This window comes from Paeniglutamicibacter psychrophenolicus (assembly GCF_030812255.1).
GTDB lineage: Bacteria > Actinomycetota > Actinomycetes > Actinomycetales > Micrococcaceae > Paeniglutamicibacter > Paeniglutamicibacter psychrophenolicus_A.
Genome location: NZ_JAUSSH010000002.1, coordinates 537,389 through 552,124, shown reverse-complemented (window position 1 = coordinate 552,124; position 14,736 = coordinate 537,389). Strand labels below are relative to the sequence as shown.

General features: G+C 66.1%; 15 protein-coding genes. 5 read left to right on the top strand and 10 right to left on the bottom strand.

Annotated features, from left to right (window positions below; translation table 11 throughout):
• Positions 1-107 precede the first annotated feature (107 nt).
• Both J2T21_RS05560 and J2T21_RS05555 read right to left on the bottom strand, forming a co-directional pair.
• Complete coding sequence (locus J2T21_RS05560) at positions 108-692, bottom strand: hypothetical protein (RefSeq protein ID WP_307579312.1); 585 nt, start codon at positions 690-692, stop codon at positions 108-110.
• Between the two features lie 475 nt (positions 693-1,167).
• The gene (locus J2T21_RS05555) at positions 1,168-1,470 is read right to left on the bottom strand and encodes a hypothetical protein (protein WP_307579310.1); all 303 of its coding nucleotides are present in this window, start codon (positions 1,468-1,470) and stop codon (positions 1,168-1,170) included.
• 146 nt (positions 1,471-1,616) lie between these two features.
• Here J2T21_RS05555 and J2T21_RS05550 point away from each other — a divergent pair, with 146 nt between their 5' ends.
• From J2T21_RS05550 to J2T21_RS05540, 3 genes are read left to right on the top strand one after another with little or no spacing between them, the layout of a single operon-like run.
• Complete coding sequence (locus tag J2T21_RS05550) at positions 1,617-2,576, top strand: metal ABC transporter substrate-binding protein (protein ID WP_307579308.1); 960 nt, start codon at positions 1,617-1,619, stop codon at positions 2,574-2,576.
• A complete protein-coding gene (locus J2T21_RS05545) occupies positions 2,573-3,316 on the top strand; it encodes a metal ABC transporter ATP-binding protein (protein WP_307579306.1) in 744 nt (247 codons plus the stop codon). The genes J2T21_RS05550 and J2T21_RS05545 overlap by 4 nt, the downstream gene beginning before the upstream one ends.
• Positions 3,313-4,221 carry a metal ABC transporter permease gene (locus J2T21_RS05540; RefSeq protein WP_307579304.1) on the top strand — a complete coding sequence of 303 codons (909 nt, stop codon included), beginning with the start codon at positions 3,313-3,315 and terminating at the stop codon, positions 4,219-4,221. The genes J2T21_RS05545 and J2T21_RS05540 overlap by 4 nt, the downstream gene beginning before the upstream one ends.
• Here the strand turns inward: J2T21_RS05540 and J2T21_RS05535 are convergent.
• The 5 genes from J2T21_RS05535 to J2T21_RS05515 are packed head-to-tail and all read right to left on the bottom strand — an operon-like array spanning position 4,218 to position 8,379.
• Positions 4,218-4,892: a metal-dependent transcriptional regulator gene (locus J2T21_RS05535; protein ID WP_307579302.1), complete on the bottom strand. Its 675-nt coding sequence runs from the start codon at positions 4,890-4,892 to the stop codon at positions 4,218-4,220. The two genes, J2T21_RS05540 and J2T21_RS05535, sit on opposite strands and share 4 nt — an antisense overlap.
• 58 nt (positions 4,893-4,950) lie before the next feature.
• On the bottom strand, positions 4,951-5,586 hold the full coding sequence (locus J2T21_RS05530; protein WP_307579301.1) for a response regulator transcription factor: 636 nt from the start codon (positions 5,584-5,586) through the stop codon (positions 4,951-4,953).
• Positions 5,583-6,674, bottom strand: a complete 1,092-nt coding sequence (locus J2T21_RS05525; RefSeq protein WP_307579299.1) for a sensor histidine kinase — start codon at positions 6,672-6,674, stop codon at positions 5,583-5,585. The genes J2T21_RS05530 and J2T21_RS05525 overlap by 4 nt, the downstream gene beginning before the upstream one ends.
• Entirely contained in the window at positions 6,671-7,426 is a 756-nt protein-coding gene (locus J2T21_RS05520) for an ABC transporter permease (RefSeq protein ID WP_307579297.1), read from the bottom strand. Before J2T21_RS05520 ends, J2T21_RS05525 begins: the two co-directional genes overlap by 4 nt.
• Positions 7,423-8,379: an ABC transporter ATP-binding protein gene (locus tag J2T21_RS05515; RefSeq protein ID WP_307579295.1), complete on the bottom strand. Its 957-nt coding sequence runs from the start codon at positions 8,377-8,379 to the stop codon at positions 7,423-7,425. Before J2T21_RS05515 ends, J2T21_RS05520 begins: the two co-directional genes overlap by 4 nt.
• Positions 8,380-8,817: 438 nt before the next feature.
• Between J2T21_RS05515 and J2T21_RS05510 the strand changes: the two genes are divergently transcribed.
• Both J2T21_RS05510 and J2T21_RS05505 read left to right on the top strand, forming a co-directional pair.
• A complete protein-coding gene (locus J2T21_RS05510) occupies positions 8,818-10,275 on the top strand; it encodes an APC family permease (RefSeq protein WP_307579293.1) in 1,458 nt (485 codons plus the stop codon).
• A gap of 142 nt (positions 10,276-10,417) precedes the next feature.
• A complete protein-coding gene (locus J2T21_RS05505; RefSeq protein WP_307579291.1) occupies positions 10,418-11,341 on the top strand; it encodes a LysR substrate-binding domain-containing protein in 924 nt (307 codons plus the stop codon).
• Positions 11,342-11,384: 43 nt separating this feature from the next.
• Here the strand turns inward: J2T21_RS05505 and J2T21_RS05500 are convergent, their stop codons facing one another.
• The 3 genes from J2T21_RS05500 to J2T21_RS05490 all read right to left on the bottom strand — a co-directional run bounded on the left by J2T21_RS05500 (position 11,385) and on the right by J2T21_RS05490 (position 14,701).
• Positions 11,385-12,725: an MFS transporter gene (locus J2T21_RS05500; protein ID WP_307579288.1), complete on the bottom strand. Its 1,341-nt coding sequence runs from the start codon at positions 12,723-12,725 to the stop codon at positions 11,385-11,387.
• Positions 12,722-13,768: an MBL fold metallo-hydrolase gene (locus tag J2T21_RS05495; RefSeq protein ID WP_307579286.1), complete on the bottom strand. Its 1,047-nt coding sequence runs from the start codon at positions 13,766-13,768 to the stop codon at positions 12,722-12,724. Before J2T21_RS05495 ends, J2T21_RS05500 begins: the two co-directional genes overlap by 4 nt.
• A gap of 129 nt (positions 13,769-13,897) precedes the next feature.
• The gene (locus J2T21_RS05490) at positions 13,898-14,701 is read right to left on the bottom strand and encodes a hypothetical protein (protein WP_307579284.1); all 804 of its coding nucleotides are present in this window, start codon (positions 14,699-14,701) and stop codon (positions 13,898-13,900) included.
• Between the last annotated feature and the right edge of the window lie 35 nt (positions 14,702-14,736).

Sequence of the window (14,736 nt, the reverse complement as noted above, 5' to 3'; positions counted from 1 at the left end):
TATTCTGAAGTCGGCTGCGGAGCATACAAATGGCCACAATCAGGTCCGTAAGCGGAACGGCAATTGGGATCCGCCGGCATGGGTTCGGGCTGGTCATGCAGCCGGCCCTATACGTGGTCTCGCATATCTCTTAGTCGGATCATCATGCGGGCAAGCCTGGAGGGTGGTCTTGAAGGGAAAGCGGGCCACGGGTGGGCTTCGATGAGGTGCTGCACCGAATCCATGGCTGCGTCGTATTCGGTAGCGGGGAATTCCAGCTTGGGCGGGAACCAGTTGAGGGGGTCCTCGTTTCCCTCCGGCGTCACCATATCCTCGCGGCCCATGATTTCCGCGGCAATGTCGTCCCCTGCCCAATGAGGGTCGTGCCAGATAACGCGATCGCCGGTGCGCGCCAGCCACACGGCGAAGGTTCCGCACAGGATGTCCGCATCGTAGGGGCATACCGTTAGCTCCAGCTCGCCAGATGCCAGCTCCTTGGTCGCACCCCGCAGCTGTGGATCTCGGTAACCTGCCAGCCACTCGTTGACTCCGGATTCGAGAAAGCGATGCGCGAAGGGTGATATGCCCACATTGCGTTTCCTGTTGACGATTGCCGGGACCGGGGTGCCGTCCACGACGAGTTCCACCGTCTCCTCAAGCTTGTTCCACCGGGCAGTGATGGAAGAGAGGGCATTTGCGTGAGGTTCGGCCATGCGTTCAGTATTCCAGTGCCCGGGTGGTTTAACGACGACTTTGACCGATCTTCAATTGAAGGCCCCGGTTCCGGGTTGAGACGTCTTCGTAAGCAAGAGGGAAGAACATTTCATTGCCGTCGAAACAGCCGCATCGTCCTGCAAGGGGTCTGTCCGGACTAGCGTGTTCGAGTGTCCCGTAAGACGGTCCTCTAACGGGAAAATCAATAGTTGACTTGAGTCTTTGAAGTCACGGTATTTTTGGTGTCTCGTATACCCCGCCCGCAAAATTGCCCGGTGAAGGTACCTTATGCGGGACGCGAATTCCCTTCCGACCGAAGCATCGTTTTGCGGAGGTTGGATCAGGTCCTTTAGGGCGGAATGTTGGTGCCAGTGTCGGCACGTGCTGACCCGTCACTAGCTTCCATTCAGTGGTGCAGTGAGTCGGAACCGCCCTGTGGCATCCAGCCATCGGTGGTTTCCTGACTGAACCATTTCAGGGAAAGCTCTCGCTGCGGCGGGTGGGCGATATGCAACCAAAGAGCTGGTCGTGTTCGTGGCGGGACTCTAGGCCGGCATGGCGGAGAGTCGTTGCACAGCACCAGCAGCCGGCAAGGTTGCGTTGCCCCTTGAACACCGAAAGCTTGCGGATCGGCAGGGCATCCTCAAACGAGGTCATCCAGGAGTCTGAGAGCAATCCGGTGGCTGTGGCATACGAGAATTGAGCCCTGTAGCTCAGGGTGCCCTCGACAACAGATCGCTCGACCGCTACTTCGGATAGAGCCTGCTGGTGGCCCACGCTTCAACTTTCATGACAAAGGACACCCGTCGCACGGACACCGGCCACAAAGTTACGTCATGACGTATATCGATCTACGTCATGACGTAACATGGGATATCAGATCCCTTCTCCCCGCTCGACACCCCGCACCGCCTAGGACCTCAATGACGAATCCCCAACGCCCCCGTGCCGCGATATCCCGCTGGCGCCGCCTCGCGGCGACCCTCGCCGCGATCGCACTCACCGCGACGCTTGCCGGCTGCGACTCCCCCGGCACCGGACCCGCCCGGGGCGCCTCCGACCGCCCGGTCGTGCTGACCACCTTCACCGTGCTGGCCGACATCGCCCAAAATGTCGCCGGGGACAAGCTCGAGGTCCAATCCATCACCAAGGTCGGGGCCGAGATCCACGGCTACGAGCCCACGCCGCAGGACATCGCCAAGGCCTCCTCGGCCCAGCTGATCCTGGACAACGGGCTGAACCTGGAGGCCTGGTTCGGGAGGTTCGTCGCCGAGCTCGACGTGCCGCACGTGGTGCTCAGCGACGGGATCGAGGTCATGGACATCACCGAGGACGCCAACGCCGGGAAGCCCAACCCGCATGCCTGGATGAGCCCGGTGAACGTGCAACACTACGTGGCCAACATCCGCGACGCCTTCATCGAGCTGGATCCGGAAAACCGCGAGCACTACACCGCCAACGCCGGCGCCTACACCGCGCAGCTGCAGGCACTGCAGGACAACCTGGTCGCCGGGCTTTCCGGGTTGAAGGAGAACGAGCGGGCGCTGGTGACCTGCGAGGGCGCCTTCTCCTACCTCGCCCGCGACGCCGGGCTGAAGGAAAAGTACATCTGGGCCGTGAACGCCGAACAGCAGGCCACCCCGCGGCAGATCGTCTCGGTCATCGAATTCGTCAAGGAGCACCGGGTCCCGGCGGTCTTCTGCGAATCCACGGTCTCCGACGCCCCGATGCAGCAGGTCGTGCAGGGAACCGGAGCCGCCTACGGCGGCACCCTGTTCGTCGACTCGCTCTCCGAGGCCGACGGCCCGGTCCCCACCTACCTGGAGATGATCCGCCACGACTCCGACGTCATCCTTGCGGCGCTGAGAGGGGGCACCGAATGAGCACCCCGGCCGTGGAAGCCACCGGCTTGACGGTGCGCTACGGCGAGGTGCTGGCCCTGGACGAGGCCAGCCTGCGGCTTTATCCCTCGCGCATCTGCGGGCTGGTGGGCATGAACGGATCGGGCAAGTCCACGCTGTTCAAGGCCATCATGGGCCTGCTCAAGCCCGAGGCCGGGACGGTGCGCATCAACGGGTCCACCCCCGCCCAGGCCCGGAAGGCCGCAGCCATCGGGTACGTGCCGCAGTCCGAGGACGTTGACTGGTCCTTCCCGGTCTCGGTGCACGACGTGGTGATGATGGGCCGCTACGGGCACATGGGATTCACCCGACGGCCCGCGAAGGCCGACAAGCTGGCCGTCGCCGAGGCGCTGGAACGCGTGGAGCTGACCGGGTACGCGCACCGGCAGATCGGGCAGCTCTCCGGCGGACAGAAGAAGCGTGCCTTCGTCGCCCGAGGCATCGCCCAGGGCGCGTCGGTGCTGCTGCTCGACGAGCCCTTCGCCGGGGTCGACAAGAGATCCGAGGCCACCATCACCCGGCTGCTGCGCGAACAGGCCGCCGCCGGTGCCGCGATCCTGGTCTCCACCCACGACCTGCACGCCCTGCCGGCGCTGGCCGACGAGGCGGTGCTGCTGATGCAGCGGGTGCTGATGCACGGGGACCCGCACACCGTGCTGCTCCCTCAAAACCTTGCCCTGGCCTTCGGCCTGGACGTCATGGGACGGAACGAAGAATCATGAACCTGCTGGAGCTCGTCATCGAACCACTGGGCTACGGCTTCATGGTCAACGCGCTGGCCACCGCGGTGACCGCCGCGGCCGTCTGCGCGGTGCTCTCCTGCTGGCTGGTGCTCATCGGCTGGTCGCTGATGGGAGACGCGGTCTCCCACGCGGTGCTGCCCGGCGTCGTGCTGGCCTACATGTTCTCGGTGCCCTTCGCCATCGGCGCGCTGCTCTTCGGGTTCCTGGCCGTGGGCCTGATCGGAGCGGTGCGCGACACCAGCCGGATCAAGGAGGACGCGGCCATCGGCATCGTCTTTTCCACGCTTTTCGCCCTGGGCCTGGTGCTGATCTCGGTGACCCCGTCGGAGACCGACCTGGGACACATCATCTTCGGGAACCTGCTGGGGGTCTCGAAGGCCGAGCTGCTGCAAATCCTCATCCTGGGCGCGCTGGCCCTGGCGGCGCTGCTGCTGTGGCGCCGGGACTTCACGCTCTACGCCTTCGATGCGACCCACGCGCACGCCATCGGGTTGAACCCGCGGCTGCTGGGTGCCGCGCTGCTGGGCCTGCTGGCGCTGACCAGTGTGGTGGCGCTGCAGGCGGTGGGCGTGATCCTGGTGGTGGCGATGCTGATCATCCCCGGGGCCACCGCGCACCTGCTCACCGATCGCTTCGGGCGGATGCTGCTGATCGCCCCGGCGATCTCGGTCGCCTGCTCGGTCATCGGGCTGTATGCCAGCTACTACCTGGACACCGCCTCGGGCGGCATGATCGTGCTGGTCCAGGGCGCGGTGTTCGCGCTGGTGTACCTCTTCGCCCCCGCCCAGGGGCTGCTGGGGCGCCGGATCTTCGCCTCGGTGCGCCGCCGCCGCGCCCCGGACACCGGGACCCGGGCACCGGAAGGCGCAGGGATCGGGGGCTAGCTGCGCGAGACGTGCAGTGCATCGGCGGCCTGGCGGCCCAGCGTGATGCCGGCCGTGCCGCCGGCTACCAACAGCTGCACCGCATCGGAGAAGGGGGCGGCCTCGGCGACCACCAGGCCCACACCCGGCACGACGCCCTGCGCGCTGAGGTATTGCAGCAGCTCCGGGTCCTCGTCGTTGATGCGCTCCACCACGACCCGGCCCCCTGGCTCCACGGTGCTCAACAGCACCGCGTCGGGAACCGTGAGCACCCCGTCGACGCTCGGAATCGGGTCCCCGTGCGGGTCGCGGGACGGGTGGCCCAGGAACGCGTCGAGGCGTTCGACCATGAAGTCGCTCATGGCGTGTTCCAGGTTCTCGGCCTCGTCGTGGACCTGGTCCCAGTCGTAGCCCAGGTGCTCGACCAGGAAGGTTTCCAGCAGCCGGTGCCGCCGGACCATGTCCAGGGCGTACTTGCGGCCCAGTGCGGTCAGCTCGACGGCGCCGTAGCGGGCGTGGCTGACCAGTCCCTGGGTGGTCAGCTTGCGCACCGCGTCGGAGACCGAGGAAACCCGCAGCCCCGATTTCTGGGCGATGTCCGTTGCGGTGACCGGGGCGTCGGACCATTCGGACAGGCCCCAGATGACCTTCAGGTAGTTCTGCGTGCTGATGGAAAGTTCCGAAACCGACATGTGTACGAGTCTACAGAGGCCACCGGCACGGCGTTTTGCCGCAGGGGTGTGAGTCCGCCTAGATCCAGCCCTGCTCGCGGGCCAGGTGGGCCGCGGCGATGCGGTTCGCCTCCCCGGTCTTGCCGATGGCGCTGGAGAGGTGGTTGCGCACCGTGCCGGCGCTCAGGTGCAGGGACGCGGCGATCTGTGCCACCGGGGCGCCGGACTGTGCACGGGACAGCACCTCGCGCTCGCGCTCGGTCAACGGGTTGGCCCCGTGCATCAGCGACTGGGCCGCCAGCGACGGGTCCACCACCCGGCCCCCGACATGAACGCGGCGCACGGCCGCGGCGAGTTCGGAGGACGGGGTGTCCTTGACCAGGAAGCCGCTGGCCCCGGCCTCGAAGGCGGCACGCAGGTAGCCCGGCCGGTCGAAGGTCGTCACCATCAGCACCTTGCATTCGGGCAGCCTGCTGCGCAACTGCCCGGCGGCAACCAGTCCATCCATCAGTGGCATCTGGATATCCAGCAACGCCACGTCCACCCGGTGCTCTTCGGCGAGCGCCACCACGTTGGTGCCGTCACCGGTCTGGGCGACGACCTCGATGTCGGGTTCCAGGTTGAGCAGCGCGGCCAGCGCCCCGCGCACCAGTGCCTGGTCATCGGCAAGCAGCACCCGGATGGGGCCAGCGTCCCGTGCTTCTGCCCCACTCATGCCCAGCTCACCGCGACCCTGGTTCCCCCGTGTCCGGATGCCCCGATCTCGCAGTGTGCCCCGGCCAGCCTGGCCCGCTCCTTCATCCCGCGCATGCCGTGCCCCTCGTGGCTTCCGGCAAGCGAGTCCCCGTCGTCCTCGATGTCCAGCGTCCCGTCGGCGATGTGGATCCAGCAGGTGGTGGCGTGTGCGTGGCGCAGCACGTTGGTGGCCGCCTCGCGCAGGATCCATGACAAGGCCGTGGAACGCACCGGGTCGATGTCCTGGACGTTGCCGATCAGCACCGTCTTGATCCGCGCGTCATCCAGCGCGGCGCGCACGGAGATGAGTTCCTGCCCGAGCGTGGTGCGGCGCAGCCCGCCGACTGTGGCGCGGATGGAATCCAGGGCCTCGGCATTCAGCGCGCGGATCTGCCGCAGCTCGGCGCGGGCCGCCTCCACGTCGGAATCCAGCAGCCGCTCGGCGAGTTCGGCCTTCAGGCTGACTGCGGTGAGCGAGTGGCCCAGCACGTCATGCACGTCCCTGGCCATTCGGTCCTGTTCGGCCAGCAGCGCGTAGTCCAGCCGCAGGTCCTCCGCAGCGATGCCGCGCCTGATCAACGCGGTGTTGACCGCGTTGACGACGATGAGCACCACCAACAGCCCAAGCAGGAAGGTGTAGTCGCGCAGCCCGGCGGTGATGGCCACCGACAATGCCACGGCCAGCACCGCGGCGTTGACGATCCACATGCTGCGCACCGAGAGCAGGTAGGCGGCAAAGCTGATCAGGAACGGGCCGAAGGTGATGGCATCGGCCCCAAGGATCGGGAGGGTGGCCGCGGTGATCGCCAACAGGGCACCGAAGGGGACCCAGGCGCGTCCGTGGCCGCTCACGCTGACCCCGAGTTCCGAGCTGCTGGTGTAAAAGCCCCACAGGTAGACGGCGGCGAAGGCCGCGACCAGCCCGTAGCCGGCGATCTGGACGGGCACCTGAAGCCTGGATTCGGCGATGACCTGGATCGGGAAGATGAGGAAGACTATCCAGACCGCTGCCAGCAGCCAGCCGAACCTGGACCAGAAGGAGGCCGGCTGCCCCGCGTCTCCACTCACCGCCGTGCCCGCGAGCGGCGGACGGCCCAAAGCGCGAACAGCGCGAAGATGAGAGTCCATGCCACAAGGTTAGCGACAAGCACGCCCAAGGTATCGGCTGCGGCCCCCGCGCCGGCGCCGAACCCCTCGGTCAACGGGTAGCGCACCAGCCCCGCGTACCCGTACATGGGGGTGAAGCGGGCGATCTCCAGCATGGTCCCGCTCAGCGGCATGAAGACGTTGCCGAAGAACGCGAAGAACACCATGCCGCCGCTGGCCACACCCAGGGCCGTCTCGGACTTGAAGGCCATGCCGATGCCCATTCCGTAGAGCGCGAAGATGCCGGACCCCAGCACGGTGAGCAGGAAGCTGGCGGTCCAGACCCAGGGCGAGTCGGCCCGTGCACCGGTGCCCGCCCCGACGGCGAACACCAACCCGGCGCAGCCGGTGGCCACGATCATCGCGACGGCGAGCTTGGAGGTGACGAAGCCGGAGGGCCTCATGCGCGTCAGTGCGATCTGCCGTCCCCAGCCCAGCATGGCCTCGGTTGCTGCAGTTCCGGCGATGGAGGTGGTGGCAAGCGCCGCCCCGTAGGCGGCCATCGAGGCCATGACGTAGAACTTCACGTTCCCGTTTCCGGCGGGCTCTCCCCCGCCGCCGAACATGTTGCCGAAGAGCAGGTACATGACCACGGGCATCAGCACCGTGAACATCAGGTTCCCGACGTCCCGGGATTGGCGGAAGAGTTCGATGCGTACATAGGTCGGGTTCATGATTCTTCTCCGGTCAACGCCATGAAGGCCGCTTCCAGGGTTGGTGTGGTGATTTCCAGGTCGGTGGCGCCCAGTTCGTTGAGCAGCATTCGCGCCGCGGCATCGGAGTCGGGCCCGGTCACCAGGACCCGTTGCCCCGTCAGCCGGACCGAGGACACCGAGTCGACGGCCCGCAGCGCCTGCACGGCAGGCGTGGTGGGGCGGCCGGTCGGGAGCAGCGCGCTGACGACGCGTCCCCCGGTCATCTCGCGCAGTTGCGCGGTGGGCCCGTCTGCCAGGACCCGCCCGGCCCCGATGAGCACCGTGCGTTCGGCGAATTCCTGGGCCTCTTCCAGGTAGTGGGTGGCGAACAGGACGGTGCGTCCTGCCACCGCGTCCTGGCGCATGGTGGCCCAGAAGGAGCGACGTGCCGACACGTCCATCCCGGCGGTGGGCTCATCCAGGATCAACAGGCGCGGGTCCGGCAGCAGGGCGAGGGCGAACTTGAGCCGTTGTTGCTCCCCGCCCGAGCACTTGGAGACCTTGCGCTTCGCCAGGGACATGATGTCGGTTCGTTCCATGACGGTGTCGATGCGTTCCTTGGCCCCATGCAGGGCGGCGATCGCGGTGACGGTCTCGCGCACCGTGAGGTCGCGCAGCAGCCCGCCGGTTTGCAGCACCGCGGAGATCTCCCCGGCTTCGACGGCAGCGCGCGGGGTTCTGCCGAACACGGAGATGGTGCCGGATGTGGGCACGGTCAGTCCGAGCATCATGTCGATCGTGGTGGTTTTTCCTGCGCCGTTGGGCCCCAGGAAGGCAACGATCTCACCGGTGCCGACGCTCAGGTCGATTCCCGCGACGGCCTCGAGCCTGCCTTCGCTGGTGTGGAAGGACTTGCGCACACGTTTGAGTTCCAGTGCCGTGGCGCCGGTGGCCGGCGCTGTCGCCGATTGCTGTTCGGTCGTGGTTTCCATGCCTCCAGTCTGTCGTCTTGGGCTTGCCCGCAGAAGGCCTAAAGATCATGAAATTGCCATGACAGATGTCATGACCGACATCTCCCTTGTGCCGTGCTGGCAGGCTCCTGGAGTCCGTGGATACCCGCATCCAACTGGACCCCCAACTCGTCGACGCAGCGCTTCTCAGACGGTGCTCCGGCTGGTGTCAGACTTCGAAACCCATGGGCGTCACGTCACATTCCACAAATGTGTGACGCTTCACCATGGGCCCAAAACTTCTTTTAGCGTGCGCCGGTCGGCACCTGCGGAGCGCCGAATGGCTCGATGCATGCGGCGGCGCCGAGCGCATTGGGCGTGGACACAACACGCAGGCCTGTGATCCACGATCTGCACATAGATCTGCATCACTCCATTCAGAGATACTTCACCGTTGAAGACACGAAGGAGTGACCCCTTATGACTACAGATTTCAAGCCCCCGTCGGGACCGGCAAACACGCTGGCCAAGACGCTGGGCAACCGCGACGCACTCGCCCTGGGGTTCGGGGCCATGATCGGCTTCGGCTGGGTGGTGCTCACCGGCGGCTGGCTCTCCAGCGCCGGAACCATGGGTGCGGTCCTGGCCATGCTTACCGGCGGCGTCATCATGGCCATCGTCGGATTGACCTACGCCGAGTTGACCTCGTCGATGCCGAAGGCGGGAGGCGAGCACAATTTCATCCTGCGCGCCCTTGGCCCGCGCCCGTCGTTCATCGGCTCCTGGGCCATCACCGGCGGCTACGTCACCATCGTGGCGTTCGAGGCTGTGGCTCTCCCGCGCACCATCGAATACATCGTTCCCGGCCTGAGCCAGATCCCGCTGTGGACCATCGCCGGGTACGAGGTACACCTCACCTGGGCGCTGGTCGGCGTGGTCGCCGGCGCATTGATCACGCTGATCAACATCCTGGGCGTCAAGCAGGCTGGCATCGTGCAAACCTTTACCGTGCTGTTCCTGCTGGTGATCGGCGCGCTGCTGCTATTCGGTTCCGTCACCGGAGGCAGCTCCGAGAACATGTTCCCGATGTTCAACAACGGGGTCAGCGGCTACTTCGCGGTGCTGATGGTGGTGCCGTTCCTCTTCATCGGCTTCGACGTCATCCCGCAGTCGGCCGAGGAGGTCAACATTCCGGCACGCCAGGTCGGCAAGCTCGTGGTTGTTGCGGTTGTCCTTGCCACCATCTGGTACGTCATGGTCGTGCTGACCACTGCCTCGGCCATGCCGGCCAGCGAACTGGTCAAGACCGACATCGCCACCGCGGATGCCATGGGCGCACTTTTCGGCTCCGACATCATGGCCAAGATCCTGATCGCCGGCGGCATCGCCGGCATTCTGACCTCCTGGAATTCGTTGCTCCTCGGTGCCTCCCGATTGGTCTTCTCACTGGCCCGTTCCGGCATGCTGCCGGCATGGTTCGGTGCCCTGCACCCGAAGTTCCGCACCCCGCACAACGCGCTGCTGTTCATCGGCGGAATCTCGATGCTTGCCCCGTTCTTCGGCGTTGAAATGCTCGGCTGGCTGGTTGACGGCGGCGCACCGAGCATCATCATTGCCTACTTCCTGGTGGCCGTGACGTTCCTGGTGCTGCGCAAGCGCGAACCCGAAATGGATCGCCCGCTGCGCATTGGAGGCAAGGGCAAGGGCGGCCTCGCCATCGGCATCGCCGCCACCGTACTGACGCTGGCGCTGTTCTCCCTGTACATGCCGGGCATGCCCGCCTCGCTGTCATGGCAGCCGTGGCTGATCTTCTTCGTCTGGTGGGGCATGGGCGCCGTGTTCCTCTTCAAGGTTCCCGGCGGCATCAAGGCCGGCATCGATGCCGAGGAGCAGGTCATGGAGATCGTCAACGCCCGCAAGGCCAAAGCCAAGAAGTAACACCCGAGCATCGCATTTGCCGCGGGCGGGCACCGGGTTTCCGGTGCCCGCCCGCAGCGTCGGTGAACGGGGTGCCCGCGAAAGGCCCAGAACCTTGTTCCGGGGCCCCACGGACCGCGCGCCCATCACCTACGCTGGAGAAGTGGTCAACTACACCTTCAAGCAATTGCAGTACTTCATCGCCGTGGCCGATGCAGGCACGATCTCCGGTGCCGCGGCCGCCTGCCACATCTCGCAGGCCGCCATGTCCCAGGCCATCGGGGAACTCGAGCGCATCGTCGGGTCCCAGCTGCTGGTGCGCCACCGGGCCCGCGGCGTTGTGCTGACCGCGGTGGGAACACATTTCCTGCGCGATGCCAAGGAGCTGGTCAGGCACGCCGAAGAGGTCCAGGAGCTCATCGGGGAACGGCAAAGCGGCCTGGTGGGGCCGCTGAACATCGGGATGTATTCGGGGCTTTCGGCCTTCTGGCTGCCGGTGGTCTGCGAGCAATTCACCAAGCCGAACCCGGGCCTGGAGGTGCGCATCACCGAGGGAGACGGCGCCGAATTGCAGGAACGCCTGCTCGAGGGCTACCTCGATGCGGTGATCACCCACACCCGGCACCTGCTGCCCCGCGTGCAGCACACCCCGGTGATGAGTGGGCGCCCCTACGTGCTGCTGGCGGCCGGGCACCGGCTTGCGGGCAACGGTTCCGTGCGCCTGGCCGACCTGGCCGAGGAGGACTTCGTGTCCCTGGACATCCCCACGGTGCGCGACAACCAGCTGGTGAACCTGCGCATGTCCGGGCTGGATCCGAAGATCGCCTGGAGCAGCTCGAACTTCGAGGCGGTGCGCGGCATGGTCGCCCGCGGGCTGGGCTATACGGTGCTGGTGCAGCGCCCGCCGGCGGATGTCAGCTACGACGGGCTGCCGCTTGCCGTGCTGGAAATCGAGGGGCGGGTGGGCCACAGCGACATCTGCGTCGCCTACACGGCCGCGGAGCGGCCAAGCCTCCGGCTGCGCGCCTTCATCGAATTCTGCGAACGCATCGGAGCCGAACGCGAGCGGGGGCCGGAAACGTCCTGAACGGACATTCCCGGCCCCCGCACCGCGGCACAAGGTGCCGGCGCTACATCTCCTCGGCGCCCAGGTCCACGTCCTTGCCTTCCTTGACGCTGCGCATTGCCAGCGCGGCGACGAGAAAGGCCCCGGCCCACACGGCCCCGGCGATCCACAGCGAGCCGCCGCCGAGCAGCACCAGGCCGGTGACGATCATCGGGGTGAAGCCCGCACCGAGGGTCGACGAGAGCTGGTAGACCAGCGAGGCCCCGGTGTAGCGGATGCGTGTGGGGAACAGCTCGGCGGTGAAGGCGCCGAACGGCCCGAAGATGGTGCCCTGGATGACGCCGTTGGCCAGGAACAGCGCGATCGCGAAGAGCCAGAGCTCGCCCAGTTGCAGCATCCACATGATCGGCAGGGCCATCACCGCGCCGGCGAGGATGCCGAACATCATCACCGGCCGGCGTCCCAGCTTGTCGGAGTAGCGGGCGGCAAACCACACTGCCACGATGGTCAGGGTGGCGCCCACGGCCTTGATGTTCAGCACCGCGGTGCGGTCCATGCCTGCTTCCTCCACCACGTAGGAGATGGCCCAGACCGTCATGATTCCCTGCACGGTGTAGGAGCTCATGCCCACCAGCGTGCCCATGAGCACCGACTTCGGGTACTTCGTCAGCACCTGCATCAGCGGAATCTTCTTCTCGTCGGCCTTGTCCTCCAGGGCCAGGAACAGCGGGGATTCGGTGACCTTCAGGCGGATGACCAGGCCGATGGCGACCAGGCCGAGGCTGGCGATGAACGGGATGCGCCAGCCCCAGGCCAGGAACTGCTCGGTGGGCAGCGTGGAGACCGCGGAGACCGCCAGGGTTGCCAGCACCGCTCCGGCCGGGCCGCCCATGTTCGCGAAGCTTGCCGCGAAGCCGCGGCGTTCCTTGGGTGCGTGTTCCAGGGCCATGAGCATGGCCCCGCCCCATTCCCCTCCCACGGCCAGGCCTTGGATGATGCGCAGGGTGATCAGTGCGATCGGGGCAATGACACCGACCTGTGCGGTGGGCGGCAACAGGCCGATGATGGTCGAGGCGACGCCCATCATCACCATGGAGGTGATCAGCACGCCCTTGCGGCCCAGTTTGTCTCCGTAGTGCCCGAAGATGATGCCGCCCAGCGGGCGGGCCAGGTAACCCACCGCGAGCGTGGCGAAGGAGGCGAAGAGCGCCACTGCGGGTGACTGGTTGACGAAGAAGACCTTGTTGAACACCAGCGACGCGGCGGTGGCGTAGAGGATGAAGTCGTAGAACTCGATGGCGCTGCCGATGAAGGAGGAAGCCAGGATCCTTCGCATGTGCGGATCGTTCAACGACGGAACGGCGATCTCTGCCGACTGCCCGGCCGATGTCTTGAGGTGGGTCATGGCGCAACCATCAATTCTGTGTGAGCGCGGCTAAAGGAAATGGTATCGAGGTCATCGGGAACCAGGAAGGTCCCGGAGAAATCCTTGGCGTGGGCGAGCCACGTGGAGACCGGTGTGGTCCCTGGCACCAGGTGGTGCAGGGCCAGGGTGCGGGCCCCGGCACGTTCGGCCAGCTCGATGGCCTGGGCGGCCGAGGTGTGGGAGAGACGGTGGTGGTCCATCGAGGCGGCAGCGGCCTCGGTGCCGATGCTCCCGTAGCTGCGCTGGACCCAGTCGAAGTCGATGGCCTCGTGCAGCAGCAGGTCGGTGTCGCGGGCCAGCCGCACGAGGTTCTCGCACGGTGCGGTGTCCCCGGAGATTGTCACGGAACCCTCGGCGGTGTCGAAGCGGAAGGCGAAGGCCGGGGCGATCGGCGGGTGCTTGACCAGGGTGGCGGTCACGGTGACCAGCTCGTCCCGGTAGATCTCGAACGGCTCGAAGCCCTCGGGGGTCGGGTTCGCATTGGGGTGGTAGCCGCTTCCGGCGGGGATCGCGATGTCCGCGGCGATGAAGTGGTCCAGCGGGGAGGGACGCAGGGCGTCGATCACCCGGTCATTCAAGTCGGTTCCGTAGGCCTGCATGAGGTGGCTGAACATGTCCGCGGTGCCCGGGGTCGGGTTCTTCGGGTAGAGCGGGGTCGGCGGGATCTGGGCGCGCGGCGAGGCCGGCGGCAGGGCGCCGCGGTCGCCGGGGCCGATGATGCGGACCGGAGCCTGGCCGGGGGTGATGGTGAAGAGCCCGAAGATCGCCAGCGACGCAAGGTCGATGGTGTGGTCGGAGTGCAGGTGGGTCAGGAAGATCCCGCGTAGGTTCGCGGTGCTGAATCCGGCCTTCATGAGTTGGTTGCCCACGCCGGTTCCGGCGTCCACCAGGTACACGGCGTCGCCGACGACCACTGCGGTGGCGATGCCCGCGCGCTTGCCGGCGTTTTCGCCGGTCCACCAACGCGGTCCGCCGGCCGTGCCCAGGGTGACGACGCGGGGTTTCAGGGAAGTGCCTTGCACGTGTGCTGCTCCTTATGCGAGAAGAATGAGATGTCCTTCACACAAGGATGTAGTCTTACGGCACATACGTAAAACTGTTTTTATCGATTCGAATCCTCGGTTTTGCCTATGTTAGGCGGCTCCTCCCGTTCACCCCATGGAGCGGAACCCCAATTCGGTCAGGCGCACCGCACGCAGACCGTCGTAGCGGCTGATCCGTGTCAGTGCCTCGGTACCCCACAAATCCTCAAAGTCATCCATCGCGAACGCGGGATCGACATAGCGCACATCAACGATTCCGAGCGTCGCCGCGTATTCAAGGAGCAACGCCATCAGGTAACGCCTGTCCACGAATCCCCCGAAATCGATGTGGTCATACCCGAGGCTGCCGTACTCGGGGTCTTCGACATAGAGCTTGAACGCCGCAAAGTCGTTACGCACCACGGTGAAGTGCGCGCCCTCGTGGATCGAGGCGTTGTAGGCCTGGGTCACCATGGTGAACTCGCTGGTGGAGAGCACCTTCAGGACCTCGGCCGCCATGAACCTGCGGTTCTTCAACCCGGAGAGCGTGTTGGTCCGCTTCTGCCCCTTGATGGCCTCGATCCTGGACAGCTCGTCGATCACCCCGCCGCGGACCCACCGGTCCCACAGCCCCAACAGGACTTCATCCGGCTCCTTCTTGAGTGCGGCCCGGCCGCGCGCGGTGAGTTCGAGCTTGGTTCCGGCTGCCAGTCCGCCGGCCTGCAGCAGCAATGGCCAGGCGAAGGCCGCGATGTGCTCGTCGGGGTAGAAGTCACCTCCCGGCAGTGCCTCGGCCAGCAGGCGCATGGTTGCGGCCGACGGCTTCTTGGTGGCCGCGCTGCAACGCACCTGGCCACCCTCCACCAACATCAACATGGTACGTAGCTGTTCCCGGGCACGGTCCAGGGTCTTCAATTCAATTTCGACGCTCATCTCATCCACCATCCAAACCTCCCATGCAACCGGCC